12 protein-coding genes, 1 tRNA gene and 1 rRNA gene are annotated in these 19,580 nt (G+C 69.7%); 12 read left to right on the top strand and 2 right to left on the bottom strand.

Features of this window, described 5'->3' with window-relative positions:
• Positions 1 to 78: ribosomal RNA gene (rrf, locus tag M4J07_RS37865) — 5S ribosomal RNA — on the top strand; the annotation flags it as partial.
• A gap of 118 nt (positions 79 to 196) precedes the next feature.
• Positions 197 to 859 carry a DegT/DnrJ/EryC1/StrS family aminotransferase gene (locus tag M4J07_RS37860; RefSeq protein ID WP_255979867.1) on the top strand — a complete coding sequence of 221 codons (663 nt, stop codon included), beginning with the start codon at positions 197 to 199 and terminating at the stop codon, positions 857 to 859.
• Here M4J07_RS37860 and M4J07_RS37855 read toward each other — a convergent pair whose 3' ends face one another.
• Positions 860 to 1,750: an alpha/beta hydrolase family esterase gene (locus M4J07_RS37855; RefSeq protein ID WP_255979865.1), complete on the bottom strand. Its 891-nt coding sequence runs from the start codon at positions 1,748 to 1,750 to the stop codon at positions 860 to 862. It abuts the gene before it with no gap.
• 115 nt (positions 1,751 to 1,865) lie between these two features.
• On the opposite strand from M4J07_RS37855, the gene M4J07_RS37850 reads away from it, so the two are divergent.
• A tRNA-Thr gene (locus M4J07_RS37850) sits at positions 1,866 to 1,938 on the top strand.
• Between the two features lie 72 nt (positions 1,939 to 2,010).
• Here M4J07_RS37850 and M4J07_RS37845 read toward each other — a convergent pair.
• The gene (locus M4J07_RS37845; protein ID WP_255979863.1) at positions 2,011 to 4,632 is read right to left on the bottom strand and encodes a SpoIIE family protein phosphatase; all 2,622 of its coding nucleotides are present in this window, start codon (positions 4,630 to 4,632) and stop codon (positions 2,011 to 2,013) included.
• 385 nt (positions 4,633 to 5,017) lie between these two features.
• Between M4J07_RS37845 and M4J07_RS37840 the strand changes: the two genes are divergently transcribed.
• The 9 genes from M4J07_RS37840 to M4J07_RS37800 all read left to right on the top strand — a co-directional run bounded on the left by M4J07_RS37840 (position 5,018) and on the right by M4J07_RS37800 (position 19,384).
• On the top strand, positions 5,018 to 10,516 hold the full coding sequence (locus M4J07_RS37840) for a HAMP domain-containing protein (RefSeq protein WP_255979861.1): 5,499 nt from the start codon (positions 5,018 to 5,020) through the stop codon (positions 10,514 to 10,516).
• A 274-nt stretch (positions 10,517 to 10,790) separates the two neighbouring features.
• Entirely contained in the window at positions 10,791 to 11,471 is a 681-nt protein-coding gene (locus tag M4J07_RS37835) for a response regulator (protein WP_255979859.1), read from the top strand.
• Between the two features lie 79 nt (positions 11,472 to 11,550).
• Positions 11,551 to 14,352, top strand: a complete 2,802-nt coding sequence (locus tag M4J07_RS37830; protein WP_255979857.1) for a DNA translocase FtsK — start codon at positions 11,551 to 11,553, stop codon at positions 14,350 to 14,352.
• A 216-nt stretch (positions 14,353 to 14,568) separates the two neighbouring features.
• A complete protein-coding gene (locus tag M4J07_RS37825; protein WP_255979855.1) occupies positions 14,569 to 15,423 on the top strand; it encodes a helix-turn-helix domain-containing protein in 855 nt (284 codons plus the stop codon).
• A gap of 65 nt (positions 15,424 to 15,488) precedes the next feature.
• Positions 15,489 to 16,958 carry a 30S ribosomal protein S12 methylthiotransferase RimO gene (gene rimO, locus M4J07_RS37820; RefSeq protein ID WP_255979853.1) on the top strand — a complete coding sequence of 490 codons (1,470 nt, stop codon included), beginning with the start codon at positions 15,489 to 15,491 and terminating at the stop codon, positions 16,956 to 16,958.
• Positions 16,955 to 17,644 (top strand): CDP-diacylglycerol--glycerol-3-phosphate 3-phosphatidyltransferase, encoded by a 690-nt coding sequence (gene pgsA / locus M4J07_RS37815; protein ID WP_255979851.1) that lies wholly within the window; start codon positions 16,955 to 16,957, stop codon positions 17,642 to 17,644. Before rimO ends, pgsA begins: the two co-directional genes overlap by 4 nt.
• Positions 17,641 to 18,210, top strand: a complete 570-nt coding sequence (locus M4J07_RS37810; protein WP_255979850.1) for a CinA family protein — start codon at positions 17,641 to 17,643, stop codon at positions 18,208 to 18,210. Before pgsA ends, M4J07_RS37810 begins: the two co-directional genes overlap by 4 nt.
• 109 nt (positions 18,211 to 18,319) lie before the next feature.
• Positions 18,320 to 18,700: a helix-turn-helix domain-containing protein gene (locus M4J07_RS37805; protein ID WP_255979848.1), complete on the top strand. Its 381-nt coding sequence runs from the start codon at positions 18,320 to 18,322 to the stop codon at positions 18,698 to 18,700.
• Positions 18,701 to 18,910: 210 nt separating this feature from the next.
• Positions 18,911 to 19,384 (top strand): Dps family protein, encoded by a 474-nt coding sequence (locus tag M4J07_RS37800; protein ID WP_255979846.1) that lies wholly within the window; start codon positions 18,911 to 18,913, stop codon positions 19,382 to 19,384.
• The last annotated feature ends 196 nt before the right edge of the window (positions 19,385 to 19,580 follow it).

Genomic DNA, 19,580 nt, shown 5'->3' with positions numbered 1-19,580 from the left:
TCGAACCCGGAAGCTAAGCCTCACAGCGCCGATGGTACTGCAGGGGGGACCCTGTGGGAGAGTAGGACGCCGCCGAACTCCTTTTAGATAAAGCCGCTGGCCTCGAGCATTTCGCTCGAGGCCAGCGGCTTTTTTGTTGTCCGTCACTTCTCGTTCACGTTCTGCGGCCACTATCCGGGGCATGGGCACAGTTGCAATGCTGCAGGCCGCAGGTGTCGGCGCCGGTGATGAAGTGATCGTGCCGGCCTACGGCAACGCCGAGGTCGCCGAGGCCGTCGTGCGGGCCGGGGCCGCTCCCGTCTTCGCGGACATCGACCCGGACACGTACTGCATCGATCCCTCACATGTCGTGGACTGTGTGACCGAGCGGACCGCGGCCGTCGTCGCCGTCCATCGCTTCGGGCACAAGGCCGACGTCGCCCGGCTGCAAGAGGTCGGGCAGAAGCACGGGCTGCTCGTGCTCGAACAGGGCGAGACCGAGAAGCCGTTCCGTGAAGTGGCCCAACGGCAGGCGCACGCCGCGTACTTGAGCGGGCGGCTCAACGGCGTACGGACGCCCGCGGGCGGCGCCGGACACTCGTACCAGCAGTACGTGGTGCGGGTCCCCGGGAACGGGCGGCCGGACCGGGACGCCTTCGCCCGGGTGCTGCGCGGCAAGGGAGTCGACTGCAGCGTGCCGGTGAAGACCCCGGTCCACCGGATGCCGGCGTTCCGGCGCGACGTGGTGCTGCCGGAGACGGAGCGCGCCGCCGACGAGACGCTGGCGCTGCCCATGGACGCGCACATGTCGCGGCGACAGCTGCAGCGGCTCGTGACGACCTGCAATGCCCTCGGTGGTCTGCTGCAGCCCGCCTTCTGATCACGTCCCCTTCCGTGGATGGGCTTTGAAGTAGGCCCAGATCAGGTCCGTCGCGTCGACGCCGGCGTGGGGGTCGTTCATCGTTCCGGGCTCCCCGCCCGGCCAGGCGTGCGCCATCGTCGGGAGGTGGTACGCCGTGGTGGTGGAGCCGTCGGCGCAGCGGGCGTCCTGGCGTGTGACGGCCTTGGGGAGCTTCTTCGTGCGCACCGGCTTGCAGGAGAGGCGGGAACGCCAGTCGTTCAGGCCCGTGTCGAAGTCCGCGTCATGGGGATCGGCCTTGCCGATGAAGGTGAGGACGGAGACCGGGGACTTCGGGCGGTACGCGGTGTCCTGGGTGTCCGTGCCGTTGAAGCCGCCGCTGACCGGGGCGATGGCCGCGAAAGTGCCGGGGAGTTCGACGGCCAACTTGTAGGCCATGTCCGCGCCGTTCGAGATGCCGGTCGCGTAGACGCGGTCCGGGTCGGCCTTCCAGACGGTCAGCATGCGCCGCGTCATCGTACGGACGAAGCCCACGTCGTCCTCGGAGCCGCAGCAGGTGAGGGCGTTCATCCCGCCGTCCAGGCCGTCGGGGTAGGCGACCAGGAAGCCTTCCTTGTCCGCCTTCTCGGACAGGCCGCTGATCGATGCCATGTAGTCGGCGTTGCCGGGGTACGGGTGCATGGCGATGACGAGCGGCAGGCGGTCGTCGGGGGAGAAGGACGGCGGGGCGTGGACCGTGTACGTGCGCTGCTTGCCCTTCCAGGTGAGCTTCATCGGGTGGTCGCCCGGAGCCGGACGCTCGGGGCTCGTGGAGGGCGACGGCTTGTCGTCGTCCGGGGAGCCGCCGGTTCCGCAGGCCGCCACGGGTAGCAGCAGCGCGGTCAGCAAGGTAGTGCCTCGACGTGTCCGCATGCGGGGAGAGTGGCAGGCGGTCCAGGGCCGGTCCAGAGGAATGGGCGGTTCGGGGGAGCCCCAACTTCAGGTATGATCTATTTCGTTGCTGCGGGGGAAACCCCGAGAGCGACAGGCCCCTATAGCTCAGTCGGTAGAGCGTCTCCATGGTAAGGAGAAGGTCAGCGGTTCGATTCCGCTTGGGGGCTCAGGAATTGAGGCCCCCGCCCTGAATCAGGGCGGGGGCCTTTCTCGTTTCTCCCCCGCCCCCTCCCGGCCCGTCAGTCGTGGTGCAGGCCGGGAACGCGCATCGTCAGGATCGCCATGTCGTCCGACGGGGCGTCCGCGGCGAAGCGCTCCACCGCGCGCATGATGCGGGCGGCCACCGCGCCGGCCGTCAGGCCCGTACAGGTCGAGAGGACCTCGGCGAGGCCGTCGTCGCCGAGCATGCGGCTGCCCTCGCGGCGCTCCGTGATGCCGTCCGTCACGCAGAGCAGGACGTCACCCGGGTCGAGCGTCATCGTCTGCTCGTACAGCTCCAGGTCGTCCATCACGCCGAGCAGCGGCTGCGGTTCCGCGTACGGCTCCACCGTGCCGTTCTGCCGGAGGCGGAGGGGGAGCGGGTGGCCGGCGCAGACCATCTTGAGGACCGCCGAGCCGTCCTCCTGCGGCCACAACTCGCCGTAGAGCAGCGTCAGGAAGCGGCTGCGGGCGCCCTCGTCGAGGATCGCCGCGTTCAGCCGCTCCAGGACCGCCGGGCCGCCGAAGCCCTCGCGGGCCAGCAGGCGCAGGGCGTGGCGGGCGAGGCCCGTGACGGCCGCGGCCTCCGGGCCCGTGCCGCAGACGTCGCCGATCGCGAAGCCGTACGCGCCGTCGCGGATGGGGAACAAGTCGTAGAAGTCACCGCCCACTTCGTTGCCCTCGCCCGCCGCGCGGTAGATGACCTCGACCTCGACGCCGGGCACGTTCGGGAGCTCGGGCGGCAGCAGGCTGCGCTGGAGGGACTGGCTGATCGCCATGCGCTCCGAGTACAGGCGGGCGTTGTCGAGGGCGAGGGCCGCCCGGCGGCTCAGGTCCTCGGCCAGCTCCAGGATCTCCTGGCGGAAGTGCTCGTCCGTGGGCTTGCCGAGCGTCAGCATGCCGATGACGCGGTTGCGAGCGACCAGGGGGAGGACGACCGTCTCGCCGCCTACTGCGGATGCCGTCTGCAAAGTGGTGCCGATGCCGGAGCTGACGCTGGCCGGTTCGCCGAGGCCCAGGCTGCGCATGGACGTACGGAGAGCCGCCTGATGGGCCGCCTCCGCGGGCGCCGGCCACACGCGGGCGCCCGGGGTCGGGACCGGGTCCGGGGGCGCGATCTTGGAGAGGAGAGCCTTGAGGCCGTCGATGCGCTCCTCGTCCTCGTGCAGGACGTAGGAGAGGTACGGCTCCGAGGCCTGGTCGGCGATCGTGTAGACCGCGCACCACGTGGCCAGCGTCGGGACCGTCATCTGGGCCATGAGCGCGAGGGTCTGGTCCCGGTCGAGCGTGCCGGCCAGGAGGTCGGAGGCCTCGACGAGGAAGCTGAGCGAGCCGCGGCGGAGCTTCTCCAGCTCGCCGAGGCGGGCCGACTCCACGGCGAGGGCGATCCGGTCCGCCGCGAACTGGAGGCGCAGGGCCTCCTCGTTCGAGTAGCGGTCGGGGGACTCCGCCGCGACGCCGAGCGAGCCCGTGAGGCGGCCTTCCACCTTGAGGGGGACCGTGACCACCGAGCGCATGCCGGTGCCGCTCAACAGGGGGACGGCGCCCGGGACCTGGGTGAGGTCCTCGTGCACGGCGGGCATCCGGGCCGAGCCGTAGCGGCCGGGGCCGACCTCGACGGGGACGCGGGCGAAGCGCTGGCGGGCGGAGGGGAGGCCGGTCGACGCGCGGACCTCCAGTTCCGTCTCGTCGTCCGTGGCCAGGAGCAGGAACGCGGAGTCGCCGTCGAGCATGTCGCGGGCGCGCTCCACCGTGCGCTGCAGGAGGCCGTCGAGATCGTCGGGCGCCGGGGAGCCGATGAAGACCTCGAAGGGGTCCGATCCCTGGCTTTCCGCGTGGGCGCCGGTGTCGGAGGCGGGCCCGCGCAGCGGCGTCTGGAGGACGGCGCGCTCGTGGTCGCGGACGAGCAGGAGGACCGTGGACGGTGAGCCGTCGGTGTCGCGGACCCGCAGGTGCGAGGCGTACACGGGGGTCACCCGGCCGCTGGCGCCGCGGATGCCGTAGCTGCCTTCCCAGCGCGAGAGTTGGAGCGCGTCGGCGATGCCCGTGCTGATGCCGGGGGTGTGCGGCCAGGCGGCGAAGTCGGTGAGGGGCTTGCCGGAGACCTGCTCGGCCGCGTAGCCGAAGAGGTGCTCCGCGTCCTCGTTCCAGGAGGTGATCGCGCCGGTCTTGTCGATCTGGACGACGGCGACGCGGACGTGCTCGTCGGCGAGGGGGAGGAGGTCCGTGGGGAGCACGGGGCCCGCCGTGCGGGTGCCCACCGAGCGCTCGGGCAGGTCGAGTTGGAACCAGACCTGCTTGTGCGTGGCCGAATAGTCGACGCCCCAGCGGCCCGCGAGCGCCGCGCAGAGCTGGAGGCCGCGGCCGCCCTCCCGGTCGGGGCTGCCCATGTTGATGGCCGCCGACTGGAGCGGGATCTCCCGCTCCGGATAGCGGTCGGAGACCTCGATGCGGACGTGGTCGTCACTGCGCAGACACAGAACTTCCGCAGATGTGCCCGCGTGGACCACGGCATTTGTCACGAGTTCGCTGGTCAGGACCACCGCATCGTCGATGATGTCGGAGTGGCCCCACCCTTGGAGGGTGTCGCGCACGAAGGAGCGGGCGGTCGCGACGGATCGCCCGACCGGTTCGAAGGTGGCAGCCGCGCGCGCGGTGATCACAGAACTCCCTGTACGAGTTGTACTCGCTGTACGAGTGTCGAGGCCCAGGTCTCCCGTACCCATGTCTCGGCCGCCCCTCCGATGCCCGCTCGTTTTCCGCCACCGCCCAGGCCGGGCGGACCGGGGTGGGTGGACAGCCGCATGCAAGGTTACTTACCTTCGCCGTCCATGCGGATGCCGGTCGCCAGTGTTTCCGCCCGGAGGGTGTGCGGACGGTGTGCGAAGCTGCCGAACTGTTATGGCCTGGTTCAGCCATGGTGAAACACTGGGCAAGCTTCCGATGAGGACGCATCGAAAAGCCGGTGCGGCGGTAGAAGCGAATCCGAGCACTCGATCAACCGGATCAACCCGAGCAGTACAGGTCGACCCCTGCGGGAGGGACACAGTGGAGTCTGGCGCAGCGACGCGGGGCAAGAAGGCGCGCGCAGAAGGCGGACAGTCCCTGGCGAAACAGCGCAAATCGCGCAACGGCAGTGGCACGACGACCGTCGACACCGCGGCGCTGAACCGCCTTCTCGCCGGTCTGGTGGCGATGCGGGACGGCAACTTCCGCAAGCGCCTGACGGTCAACGGCGACGGCGTCATGGCCGAGATCGCTGCCGTCTTCAACGAGGTGGCGGACCGGAACCTGCATCTGACGGGTGAGCTGTCGCGGGTGCGGCGCATGGTCGGCCGCGAGGGGAAGCTGACCGAGCGGCTGGAATCGGGTGCCTGCGAGGGCTCCTGGGCGGCCGCCATCAACGCGTCGAACGCCCTGGTCGACGACCTCGTGCGGCCCGTGTCCGAGGTCAGCCGGGTGCTCACGGCGGTCGCCGAGGGCGATCTGTCGCCCCGGATGGAGCTGCGGGCGCAGGTGCCGGAGGGGGCCGGGCATCCGCTGCGCGGCGAGTTCCTCAAGGTCGGGCGGACGGTCAACAATCTGGTCGACCAGCTCTCCACCTTCACGGACGAGGTCACGCGGGTGGCCAGTGAGGTGGGCACCGAGGGCAAGCTCGGTGGGCAGGCGCGGGTGCGCGGGATGTCCGGTTCGTGGAAGGACCTCACGGAATCGGTCAATACGATGGCGTACCGGCTGACCGCCCAGGTGCGTGACATTGCTCTCGTCACCACGGCGGTGGCCAAGGGCGACTTGTCCCGCAAGGTCACGGTTCACGTCGCGGGCGAGATGCTCGAGCTGAAGAACACCGTGAACACGATGGTGGACCAGCTGTCGTCCTTCTCCTCCGAGGTCACGCGCGTGGCCCGGGAGGTCGGCACGGAAGGTGAGCTCGGCGGGCAGGCGCAGGTGCCCGGTGTGGCCGGCGTGTGGAAGGACCTCACCGATTCGGTGAATCTCATGGCCGGCAACCTCACGGCCCAGGTGCGCGGGATCGCCCAGGTCACCACGGCCGTGGCGAACGGTGATCTGTCCCAGAAGGTCACGGTGTCGGCGCGCGGCGAGGTCGCGCAGCTCGCCGAGACCATCAACCAGATGACCGAGACGCTGCGCACCTTCGCGGACGAAGTGACGCGCGTGGCCAACGAGGTCGGGGCCGAGGGCCAGCTGGGCGGGCAGGCCAACGTGCCGGGCGCGGCCGGTACCTGGAAGGACCTCACCGACTCCGTCAACACGGTCTTCCGCAACCTGACGACCCAGGTGCGCGACATCGCGCAGGTGACGACGGCTGTGGCGAACGGTGACCTCTCGCAGAAGGTCACCGTCGACGTCGCCGGCGAGATGCTGGAGCTGAAGAACACCGTCAACACGATGGTGGACCAGCTGTCGGCCTTCGGTTCCGAAGTGACTCGGGTGGCGCGGGAGGTCGGTGTCGAGGGTGAGCTCGGCGGGCAGGCGCTGGTGGTGGGGGCCGCCGGTACGTGGAAGGACCTCACCGACTCGGTGAACACGGCCTTCCGCAACCTCACCGGTCAGGTGCGCAACATCGCGCAGGTGACGACGGCCGTGGCGAACGGCGACCTCTCGCAGAAGGTCACCGTCGACGTGTCCGGCGAGATGCTCCAGCTGAAGAACACCGTGAACACGATGGTGGACCAGCTGTCGAGCTTCGCCGACCAGGTGACGCGGATGGCGCGAGACGTGGGCACGGAGGGCCGCCTCGGCGGTCAGGCCCGCGTGGACGGCGTGAGCGGTACGTGGAAGGAGCTCACCGACTCCGTCAACTTCATGGCCGGAAACCTGACTTCACAGGTGCGGCAGATCGCTCAGGTCACCACGGCCGTGGCGCGCGGTGACCTGTCGCAGAAGATCGACGTGGACGCGCGCGGCGAGATCCTGGAGCTGAAGAACACCATCAACACGATGGTCGACCAGCTCTCCGCCTTCGCCGACCAGGTGACCCGCGTGGCCCGCGAGGTGGGTACGGAGGGCCGCCTCGGCGGCCAGGCGCAGGTGCCCGGCGTCGCCGGTGTGTGGCGGGACCTGACGGACTCCGTGAACGGCATGGCCGGAAACCTCACGGCCCAGGTGCGCAACATCGCGCAGGTCGCCACCGCGGTGGCGCGCGGTGACCTGTCGCAGAAGATCGACGTGGACGCGCGCGGCGAGATCCTGGAGCTGAAGAACACCCTCAACACGATGGTGGACCAGCTGTCGGCCTTCGCCGAGCAGGTGACCCGGGTGGCCCGCGAGGTGGGTACGGACGGCATCCTCGGCGGACAGGCCGAGGTGCAGGGTGTGTCGGGTACGTGGAAGGACCTGACGCAGTCCGTGAACGGCATGGCGAACAACCTCACCCTTCAGGTGCGGAACATCGCCGAGGTCACCACGGCCGTGGCGCGCGGCGACCTCTCCAAGAAGATCACCGTCGACGCCAAGGGCGAGATCCTCGAACTCGTCACCACGGTGAACACGATGGTCGACCAGCTGTCCTCGTTCGCCGAGCAGGTGACCCGGGTGGCCCGTGAGGTGGGCACCGAGGGCCAACTGGGCGGCCAGGCGCGGGTTCCGGGTGTCACGGGCATCTGGAAGGAACTCAGCGACAACGTCAACCTGATGGCCAACAACCTGACCAGCCAGGTGCGCAACATCTCGCAGGTCGCCTCCGCCGTGGCCAACGGCGACCTGACCCGTACGGTCACGATCGAGGCGCGCGGCGAGGTCGCCCAGCTCGCCGACACGTTCAACACCATGGTGCGGACCCTGAGTTCGTTCGCCGACCAGGTCACCAAGGTGGCCCGCGAGGTGGGTACGGACGGCATCCTCGGCGGGCAGGCCCGCGTACCCGGCGTGTCCGGTACGTGGAAGGACCTCACCGAGTCCGTGAACGGCATGGCCTCGAACCTCACCGGCCAGGTGCGCAACATCGCGATGGTCACGACGGCCATCGCCAAGGGCGATCTGACCAAGAAGATCGACATCGACGCGCGCGGCGAGATCCTCGAGCTGAAGACGACGATCAACACGATGGTCGACCAGCTGTCCTCGTTCGCCGAGGAGGTCACCCGGGTCGCCCGCGAGGTGGGCACGGAAGGCCAGCTGGGCGGCCAGGCGCGGGTGCGCGACGTGGACGGCACCTGGCGCGACCTGACCGAGTCCGTGAACGAGATGGCCGGGAACCTGACCCGTCAGGTGCGGGCCATCGCGGCCGTCGCCACCGCGGTGACCCGCGGCGACCTCAACCTCAAGATCGACGTCGACGCCGCGGGCGAGATCCAGGTCCTCCAGGACAACATCAACAAGATGATCTCGAACCTGCGGGACACCACGATCGCCAACGAGGAGCAGGACTGGCTGAAGGGCAACCTGGCCCGCATCTCCGGTCTCCTCCAGGGCCGCCGCGACCTCGACGACGTCGCCTCGCTCACCATGAGCGAACTGACCCCGGTCGTGTCGGCCCAGCACGGCGCCTTCTTCGTGGCCATGCCGCTGGACGACGGTGCCGACGCGGCGAGTGCCGGCGAGGACGCGTACGAGCTGCGCATGCTCGGCAGCTACGGCTACTCGATGGGGTCCATGCCGACCTCGTTCCGGCCCGGCGAGACGCTCATCGGGACGGCCGCGCAGGAGCGGCGCACGATCCTCGTGGACAACGCGCCCAGCGGCTACCTGAAGATCGCCTCGGGGCTCGGTGAGGCGCCTCCGGCGCAGGTCATCGTGATCCCGGTGCTCTTCGAGGGCACGGTGCTCGGCGTGATCGAGCTGGCGTCCTTCACACCGTTCACCCAGATCCAGAAGGACTTCCTGGGCCAGATCGCCGAGATGATCGCGACGAGCGTCAACACCATCTCCGTCAACACCAAGACGGAGGTGCTGCTGAAGCAGTCGCAGGAGCTGACCGAGCAACTCCGGGAGCGCTCGGGCGAGTTGGAGAGCCGGCAGAAGGCCCTCCAGGCGTCCAACGCGGAGCTGGAGGAGAAGGCCGAACTGCTCGCCCAGCAGAACCGCGACATCGAGGTCAAGAACACCGAGATCGAAGAGGCGCGGCAGGTCCTGGAGGAGCGCGCCGAGCAGCTCGCCGTGTCGATGCGCTACAAGAGCGAGTTCCTCGCCAACATGTCGCACGAGCTGCGCACGCCGCTCAACTCGCTGCTGATCCTCGCCAAGCTGCTCGCCGACAACGCCGACGCGAACCTCACCCCCAAGCAGGTCGAGTTCGCCGAGACGATCCACGGCGCGGGCTCCGACCTGCTCCAGCTGATCAACGACATCCTGGACCTGTCGAAGGTCGAGGCGGGCAAGATGGACGTCTCGCCGACGCGCATCGCGCTGGTGCAGCTGGTCGACTACGTGGAGGCCACGTTCCGGCCGCTGACCGCGGAGAAGCAACTCGACTTCTCCGTACGGGTGTCGCCCGAGCTGCCCACCACGCTGCACACCGACGAGCAGCGCCTCCTCCAGGTGCTGCGCAACCTGCTCTCCAACGCGGTGAAGTTCACCGACTCCGGAGCCGTCGAGCTCGTCATCAGGCCGGCCGGCGCGGACGTGCCCAACGCGATCCGTGAACAGCTCCTGGAAGCGGGCTCGTTGCGGGACGCGGACGGCGATCTGATCGCCTTCTCGGTGACGGACACCGGCATCGGCATCGCGGCCAGCAAGATGCGCGTCATCTTCGAGGCGTTCAAGCAGGCCGACGGGACGACGAGCCGCAAGTACGGCGGCACCGGCCTCGGGCTCTCCATCAGCCGGGAGATCGCCCGGCTGCTGGGCGGCGAGATCCACGCGGCGAGCGAGCCGGGCCGCGGCTCGACGTTCACCCTGTACCTGCCGCTGCACCCGAGCGAACTGCCGCCCCAGGGCTACGCGCAGCTCGCCCCGACCATCGAGCCGGGCGAGCGGCTCGCCCTCGACGCGGCGCCGGAGCCGGCCGACGTGGAGACCCCGGCGGAGGTGAAGTCCTACCAGGAGACCCAGCACGGCCCGGCCGCGCTCTTCCGGCGCCGCCGCAAGCAGGCGGCGCCCGAACCGAGGCCGGCCCTTCCCGGGCAGCCGTCGGCGGCCCAGGAGCGCGCGGAGGAGCACTGGGAGACCGCGGCGGAGAGCACGCCGAAGACCCGGCGGGGCTTCCAGTTCGGCGGCGAGAAGGTCCTCATCGTCGACGACGACATCCGCAACGTCTTCGCGCTCACCAGCGTCCTGGAGCAGCACGGCCTGTCGGTCCTGTACGCCGAGAACGGGCGGGAGGGCATCGAAGTCCTGGAACAGCACGACGACGTGACGGTCGTCCTGATGGACATCATGATGCCGGAGATGGACGGCTACGCGACGACGACGGCGATCCGCAGGATGCCGCAGTTCGCGGGGCTCCCGATCATCGCGCTCACCGCGAAGGCGATGAAGGGCGACCGGGAGAAGGCGATCGAGTCCGGTGCGTCCGACTACGTCACGAAGCCGGTCGATCCGGATCACCTGCTGTCTGTGATGGAGCAGTGGATGCGCGGTGAGTGACCAGAAACCGGAATATTCACGCGGAGTTGCTGACTGAGTGTGGCCGTAGCCGTGTAGAAGTGCGGTATTCGGGGAACCTTCTGGTCTCCCACTGCGTTTCTGCTACGTGCACAGTGACATCGCGGTGACAGGGTGTGGCGACAGGCGGGGTGCGGCTACCATGACCGGCACAAGGACGGGCGGCGCAAGGGAGTCGTTCCCCGGGGCGGCGAAAGGAGCCTCCCCGAGTCCTGCGGACAGGGGCGGCCCCATGCCGGGGCGAGGAGGGCGGGCCATGGTGCAGAAGGCCAAGATCCTCCTGGTCGATGACCGGCCGGAGAATCTGCTGGCGCTGGAGGCCATCCTCTCCGCGCTCGATCAGACGCTGGTGCGGGCATCGTCCGGGGAGGAAGCGCTCAAAGCACTGCTCACGGACGACTTCGCGGTCATTCTGCTGGACGTTCAGATGCCAGGAATGGACGGTTTCGAAACCGCCGCGCACATCAAGCGCCGGGAGCGGACACGGGACATCCCGATCATCTTCCTCACCGCGATCAACCACGGCCCGCACCACACGTTCCGTGGCTACGCGGCGGGCGCGGTGGACTACATCTCCAAGCCGTTCGACCCGTGGGTGCTGCGCGCGAAGGTCTCGGTCTTCGTGGAGCTGTACATGAAGAACTGCCAACTCCGGGAGCAGGCGGCTCTGCTGCGCCTCCAGCTGGAGGGTGGCGGCAAGCCCGTCGGGGACTCCAAGGAGCCCGCGGGGCTGCTCGCCGAGCTGTCGGCCCGGCTCGCGGCGGTCGAGGAGCAGGCGGAGGCGCTGTCGAAGCAGCTCGACGACGACTCGGCGGACGCGGCCGCGGTCGCGACGGCCGCGCACCTCGAGCGCAAACTCACCGGACTGCGCAGGGCCCTTGACGCCCTGGAGCCCGGGGCCGGGAGCGGCGCGCCGTCCCTGCCGTCGCAGAACTGAGCGGCGGACCGGGCTTTGATACGGCGTCAGTTCACTTGACATCAGAGCGCGACACGAACGGGTGAAGCGGTAGGCACACGTGTCCCCGGTGGCCTCCCCCGGTAACCTCACACCCATGGCCTCACGTCCCGCAGCCAAGAAGACGCCCGCGAAGAAGGCGGCCGCGCCGACCAAGGCTCCGGCGAAGAAGGCCCCTGCGAAAAAAGCTCCCGCGAAGAAGACCGCGGCGAAGAAGGCGCCCGCCAAGAAGGCGGCCGCGAAGAAGCCGGCGCCCAAGCCGGCGCCCAACCCCACAGGGGGCCTGTACAAGCTCGTACGCGCCCTGTGGCTCGGCGTCGCGCACAGCGTGGGAGCGATGTTCCGCGGCATAGGGCGTGGCGCGAAGGGGCTCGACCCGGCGCATCGCAAGGACGGACTGGCGCTGCTGCTGCTCGGCGTCGCGCTGATCTGCGCGGCCGGTACCTGGTCCAATCTCCGCGGGCCGGTGGGCGACCTCGTCGAGATGCTGGTGACCGGCGCGTTCGGGCGGCTCGACCTGCTCGTACCGCTGCTGCTGGGCCTCATCGCCGTGCGCCTCATCCGGCACCCCGAGAAGCCCGAGGCCAACGGCCGCATCGTCATCGGCCTGTCCGCGCTCGTCGTCGGCGTGCTCGGCCAGGTCCACATCGCGTGCGGATCACCCGCCAGGGACGACGGCATGCAGGCCATAAGGGACGCCGGCGGACTCATCGGCTGGGCCGCCGCGACGCCGCTCAGCTTCACCATGACCGAGGTGCTCGCGGTCCCGCTGCTGGTCCTGCTCACCGTCTTCGGCCTGCTCGTGGTCACCGCGACGCCCGTCAACGCCATCCCGCAGCGGCTGCGGCTGCTCGGCGTGAAGCTCGGCGTCGTGCACGACGACGCGGTGGCCGAGGAGGGCGCCGACGCCGACGCGGACGAGTACGACGAGGAGTGGCGCGAGGCCACGCCCGTGCGCGCCAGGCGGCGCGCCGCGGCCCCTGAGGCGTACGACCCCGATCGCATAGAGGAAGACGCCCTCTCGAAGCGGCGCAGGCCCCGGCGCACGTCCGTGCAGCCCGCCATGGACCGGCCGATGGACGCCGTGGACGTGGCCGCCGCCGCTGCCGCCGCGCTCGACGGGGCCGTGCTGCACGGCATGCCGCCCTCGCCGCTCGTCGCCGACCTCACCCAGGGCGTCGGCGCGGAGCGCGGCGAGAGCACGGGGGAGGCGCCCGCGCCGGAGCGCACGGCGCCGGTACCGACGGCCCGCGCCCGCAAGGCCCAGCCGGCCGCCCCGGAGCCCGAGCCGACCCCGTCGCGGCTCAACGTGCCCGACCTGACCAAGTCCGCGCCCGACGACGTACGGGATCTGCCGCCGCGCGCCGAGCAGCTGCAGCTCGCCGGGGACATCACGTACGCGCTGCCCTCGCTCGACCTGCTCACCCGGGGCGGCCCCGGCAAGTCGCGCAGCGCCGCCAACGACGCCGTCGTCGACTCGCTGTCGAACGTCTTCACCGAGTTCAAGGTCGACGCCGCCGTCACCGGCTTCACCCGCGGCCCGACGGTCACGCGCTACGAGGTGGAGCTCGGCCCCGCCGTGAAGGTCGAGAAGATCACGGCGCTCGCGAAGAACATCGCCTACGCCGTCGCGTCGCCGGACGTCCGGATCATCAGCCCCATCCCCGGCAAGTCCGCGGTCGGCATCGAGATCCCGAACACCGACCGCGAGATGGTCAACGTCGGCGACGTGCTGCGCCTGGCGGACGCCGCCGAGGACGACCACCCGATGCTGGTCGCGCTCGGCAAGGACGTCGAGGGCGGCTACGTGATGGCGAACATCGCGAAGATGCCGCACATCCTCGTCGCCGGCGCCACCGGCTCAGGAAAGTCGTCCTGCATCAACTGCCTCATCACCTCGGTCATGGTGCGGGCGACCCCCGAGGACGTCCGGATGGTCCTCGTCGACCCCAAGCGGGTGGAGCTGACGGCGTACGAGGGGATTCCGCACCTCATCACGCCGATCATCACCAACCCCAAGCGGGCCGCCGAGGCCCTCCAGTGGGTCGTGCGCGAGATGGACCTGCGCTACGACGACCTGGCGGCCTTCGGCTACCGGCACATCGACGACTTCAACCAGGCGATCCGCGACGGCAAGCTCAAGACGCCCGAGGGCAGTGAGCGGGAGCTGAAGCCCTACCCGTACCTGCTGGTGATCGTCGACGAGCTCGCCGACCTGATGATGGTCGCGCCGCGGGACGTCGAGGACGCCATCGTGCGCATCACGCAGCTCGCGCGTGCGGCGGGCATCCACCTGGTGCTGGCCACGCAGCGCCCGTCGGTCGACGTCGTGACCGGTCTGATCAAGGCGAACGTGCCGTCCCGGCTCGCCTTCGCCACCTCCTCGCTCGCCGACAGCCGCGTCATCCTCGACCAGCCGGGCGCCGAGAAGCTCATCGGCAAGGGCGACGGGCTCTTCCTGCCCATGGGTGCGAACAAGCCGACCCGTATGCAGGGCGCCTTCGTCACCGAGGACGAGATCCACGCCGTCGTGCAGCACTGCAAGGACCAGATGGCGCCCGTCTTCCGCGAGGACGTCGTCGTCGGCACCAAGCAGAAGAAGGAGATCGACGAGGACATCGGCGACGACCTGGAGCTGCTGTGCGCGGCCGCCGAACTGGTCGTCTCGACCCAGTTCGGCTCGACCTCCATGCTCCAGCGCAAGCTGCGCGTGGGCTTCGCGAAGGCCGGGCGCCTCATGGACCTCATGGAGTCCCGGAGCATCGTCGGACCGAGCGAGGGTTCGAAGGCTCGTGACGTTCTTGTGAAACCCGATGAGCTGGATGGAGTGCTCGCGGTGATCCGCGGGGAGGCTCAGTCCTAGACGTTCTGATCTCGTTATCACTCGTAAGGGCGGCGGGGGCAACCGTTTCCCTTTCGAGTACGTCAAGTTGAGGGAGGGGACGGATCGCAGTCCCACCATCAGGATGTCGGGCCATTCTGATGGCGTACAAAGTCCGACCGCCCGGTTGCCCCACCCTTTCGTACCCCCCCTAGACTGAACCTCCAGCAGGTGGCTACACGCTCGAAAGGCGCCCCCGTGTCCATCGGCAACTCCCCTGAAGACGACCGCCCTTCGGAAGACCGCATCCCGCACGCGGACGACGACCGGCCGTCGATCGGACGTGTCCTGCAACAGGCACGGATCGACGCGGGTCTCACCGTCGACGAGGTCAGCCAGTCGACCCGGGTGCGCATCCCGATCGTGCACGCCATCGAGCAGGACGACTTCTCCCGCTGCGGTGGCGACGTGTACGCCCGCGGGCACATCCGCACGCTCGCGCGTGCCGTGGGTGTCGACCCCGAACCCCTGCTCGAGCAGTACGGGGCCGAACACGGCGGGCGGCCCGCGCCCACCCCGGCCACGCCGCTCTTCGAGGCCGAGCGCATCCGCTCCGAGCCCCGCAGGCCGAACTGGACCGCCGCCATGGTCGCCGCGATCGTCGCGGTCATCGCCTTCGTCGGCTACACCGCGGTGAACGGCGGGGACGACGGCGGCGACAAGCAGCAGGCCGCCGAGGGCCCCACGCCCGCCACCAGCAAGACGACGAGCCCGAAGCCCAGTCCCACCACGAAGAAGCCCGCCGATCCGAAGCCGGACCCGTCGGACAGCGCCATCGCGGCCGCGCCCCGGGACAAGGTCACCGTCAAGATCAACGCGGCGGACGGGCGCAGCTGGATCTCCGCCAAGGACCACAACGGGCGGATCATGTTCGACGGGCTGCTCGAACAGGGCCAGTCGAAGACCTTCCAGGACAACCAGAAGATCGACCTCGTGCTCGGTGACGCGGGCGCCATCCAGCTGTTCGTGAACGGCAAGCAGATCGAGGACGAGTTCCAGCCCGGCCAGGTCGAGCGGCTCACGTACACGAAGGGTGACCCGGAGGTCGGATGACCTCGGCGATCCTTCGGTAACCCTCGCGGCGAGGGCTGTCGGTGGAACGAAGTAGTCTTGAGTCCATGCCCGAACGCCGTACCGTCGCACTCGTCACCCTTGGCTGCGCCCGTAACGAGGTGGACTCGGAGGAGCTCGCAGGCCGCTTGGAGGCGGACGGCTGGGAGCTCGTCGAGGACGCCGAGTCCGCCGATGTCGCCGTCGTGAACACCTGTGGCTTCGTCGAGGCCGCCAAGAAGGACTCCGTCGACGCCCTCCTCGAAGCCAATGACCTCAAGGGCCACGGCCGCACGCAGGCCGTCGTCGCCGTCGGCTGCATGGCCGAGCGGTACGGCAAGGAGCTCGCCGAGGCGCTGCCCGAGGCCGACGGCGTGCTCGGCTTCGACGACTACGAGGACATCTCCGGTCGCCTCCAGACCATCCTCTCCGGCGGCAGCGTGGAGGCACACGCCCCGCGCGACCGCCGCAAGCTGCTGCCGATCAGCCCGGCCGAGCGCCAGGAGGCCGGATCGGGGATCGCGCTGCCCGGCCACGCGCCGGTGGACCTGCCGGACGGGCTCGCGCCCGCGTCCGGGCCGCGCGCGCCGCTGCGCCGCCGGCTCGACGGGGCGCCCGTCGCCTCCGTGAAGCTGGCCTCCGGCTGCGACCGGCGCTGCTCGTTCTGCGCCATCCCGTCGTTCCGCGGTTCGTTCATCTCGCGGCGGCCCTCGGACGTGCTCAACGAGACGCGGTGGCTCGCCGAGCAGGGCGTCAAGGAGGTCATGCTGGTCTCCGAGAACAACACGTCGTACGGCAAGGACCTGGGAGACATCCGTCTCCTGGAGTCGCTGCTGCCCGAGCTCGCCGGTGTCGACGGGATCGAGCGGGTGCGCGTCAGCTACCTGCAGCCCGCCGAGATGCGCCCCGGACTCATCGACGTCCTGACGGGCACCGACAAGGTCGTCCCGTACTTCGACCTCTCCTTCCAGCACTCGGCGCCGGGCGTGCTGCGCGCGATGCGCCGCTTCGGTGACACCGACCGGTTCCTGGAGCTGCTCGACACCATTCGGAGCAAGGCCCCGCAGGCCGGTGTCCGGTCGAACTTCATCGTGGGCTTCCCCGGTGAGTCCGAGGCCGACCTCGGCGAGCTGGAGCGCTTCCTGAACGGCGCGCGGCTGGACGCCATCGGCGTCTTCGGCTACTCCGACGAGGAGGGCACGGAGGCGGCGACGTACGAGAACAAGCTCGACGAGGACGTGGTCGCGCAGCGCCTCGCGCACATCTCGCGTCTCGCCGAGCAGCTGGTGTCGCAGCGGGCCGAGGACCGTCTCGGCGAGACCGTCGAGGTGCTCGTCGAGTCCGTGGACCTGTCCGAGGACGGGGACGGGGTCGTCGGCCGCGGCGCGCATCAGGCGCCCGAGACGGACGGACAGGTGCGGCTCCTGGGCGGCGCGGGTCTGACCGTCGGCCGTATGGTCGAGGCAAAGGTGGTCGGGACCGAGGGCGTCGACCTCGTGGCCGAGCCGCTGGACAGTTCTGAGGAGGCGGGCAGATGACCGGAGTGCCGGCATCCGCTGCCGGCGGCACCGGTAGGCCGGCGCCCGGCGGCAAGCTGGGCACTGCGGCCGTTCCCCAGGCCGGCCTGTGGAACATCGCCAACATCCTGACCATGGTGCGGCTGCTGCTCGTGCCGCTCTTCGTCGTCCTGATGCTGATGGACGGCGGGTACGACCCGGTGTGGCGGGCGTGGGCGTGGGCGGCGTTCGCCGTCGCCATGATCACGGACGTCTTCGACGGACATCTGGCGCGGACGTACAACCTGGTCACCGACTTCGGGAAGATCGCCGACCCCATCGCCGACAAGGCGATCATGGGGGCGGCGCTGATCTGTCTCTCCTCGCTCGGCGACCTTCCGTGGTGGGTCACGGGCGTGATCCTCGGGCGTGAGCTGGGCATCACGCTGCTGCGCTTCGTGGTGATCCGGTACGGGGTCATCCCGGCCAGCCGCGGCGGCAAGATGAAGACCCTCGCGCAGGGCACCGCCGTGGGCATGTACGTACTGGCCCTGACCGGGCCGCTCGCCACGTTCCGGTTCTGGGTGATGGCCGTCGCCGTCGTGCTCACCGTGGTCACCGGGCTCGACTACGTGCGGCAGGCGATCGTGCTGCGCCGGGCCGGACTGGCCGAGGCGCAGGCCGCCGCGGCCGTCTCGCAGGCCGCCTCGGAGGCGGCCGAGAAGTGACCCACGAGGCTGCCGAGGCGCTGCGGCTGTTGACGGAGCGGGGGGAGACCCTTGCCGTCGCCGAGTCGCTGACCGGCGGTCTGGTCGCCGCGGAGCTGGTGGCCGTGCCCGGAGCCTCGAAGGCCTTCCGCGGATCTGTCACCGCGTACGCCACCGAGCTCAAGCACAAGGTCCTCGGTGTGGACGACGCTCTGCTCGCCGCGCACGGACCCGTCCATCCCGAGGTCGCGCTGCAGATGGCGGCGGGTGTGCGGGAGGCGCTGGGCGCCGACTGGGGGATCGCCACGACCGGCGTCGCCGGCCCGGAGCCCCAGGACGGCAAGCCGGTGGGGACCGTCTTCGTCGCCGTGCAGGGACCCGGAGCGGTGGCTTCCGGGAGTACGCCGAATTTCGCTGGTAGCCGCAAAGTGCTCGAGCTGCGGTTGAACGGCGAGCGGACGGAAATCCGTATGGAGAGTGTACGGAGCGTGCTCAGGCTGCTCGCGGAAGAGCTGGTCGGAGGGCTTTCCGGCGAACGTACTGGGAATGAGCGGGCACAGGATACGGAACAGAACGGGGGGTTTTGATGTTTACAGCCCTGAGTGAACACGACATCGCTCCCCGCACGGCCGCGGCGCGAGGCGGTACGGTGGGGCGTGAAGGATGCGGCTACGCGGTCCGAGGAGGGAGCCACCGATGATTCTGCTCCGTCGCCTGCTGGGTGACGTGCTGCGTCGGCAGCGCCAGCGCCAGGGCCGTACTCTGCGCGAAGTCTCCTCGTCCGCCCGAGTCTCGCTCGGCTATCTCTCCGAGGTGGAGCGGGGGCAGAAGGAGGCTTCCTCCGAACTGCTCTCCGCGATCTGCGACGCGCTTGACGTACGGATGTCCGAGCTGATGCGCGAGGTGAGCGACGAGCTCAGCCTCGCCGAGCTGGCCGAGTCGGCAGCAGCGGTCCCGTCGGAACCGGTGCCCGCACCGGTTCGCCCGATGCTGGGTTCAGTCTCCGTGACCGGCGTCCCGCCGGAACGGGTGACGATCAAGGCGCCTGCGGAGGCGGTCGACGTCGTAGCGGCGTAGCGCCTGCGCTCAGCGTGAATGTGGGGAAGGCCCCCGGCCGATCGATCGGCCGGGGGCCTTCTGCTGTCCGCTTCAGGACCTTGGTCCACGGCGTTGGCCCTGAGATGTCCGTAATAGTTCAAGTGTGCCATCGTTGGTGATGGTTTGCCGATGATGGTTTCTCAGTGGTTTCTCAGTGGTTCCTCAGTGGTTTCTCAATGGAGGTGACGGATGTACGTCGTGAAGAGCCCGCTGTCCGATGCTGACCTGAAGACCGTGTCCGAGGCGCTGCAGGGCGCCCTCGTCGACCTCGTGGACCTCTCACTGGTGGCGAAGCAGGTCCACTGGACCGTGGTCGGTCCCCGGTTCAGGTCGGTGCACCTTCAGCTCGACGAGGTCGTGGACACGGCGCGGCTGCACTCCGACACGGTGGCCGAGCGCGCCTCGACGCTGGGTGTCCCGCCGGACGGCCGCGCGAAGACGGTCGCGGCCACCAGTGGTGTCGGTGCCGTTCCCGACGGCTGGGTCGAGGACGGGGACGCGGTGGGGGCGCTGGTGGACGCGCTCGGCGCCGTGATCACCCGGATGCGGGAACGGATCGAGGCGACCGGTGAGGCGGACCCGGTGAGCCAGGACATCTTCATCGCCGTCACGGCCGACCTGGAGAAGCACCACTGGATGTTCCAGGCGGCGAACGGCAGCTGAGGCGGCCCGGTGGCCGTCACGGGGGCGCGTCATGCGGTCGTGGCGCGCCCCTTGCGCGCCCTGTCGGAGGGAATGACGTGCGCTTAGCGTCGAGGGCGGTGCCCGAGGCAGGCGGAGGTGAGCGGTCGGTGGCTTGGCGGATGGCGCGCTGGATACCGGCCGTGCTGCTCGGGGTGCTGTGGTGGTGGGGTGTGCT

It is taken from the genome of Streptomyces longispororuber (genome assembly GCF_024448165.1).
In the GTDB taxonomy this organism is placed as follows: Bacteria; Actinomycetota; Actinomycetes; order Streptomycetales; family Streptomycetaceae; genus Streptomyces; species Streptomyces longispororuber_A.
Note: the sequence above shows the minus strand (reverse complement) of the source record. Positions and strands in the feature narration are given on the sequence as shown.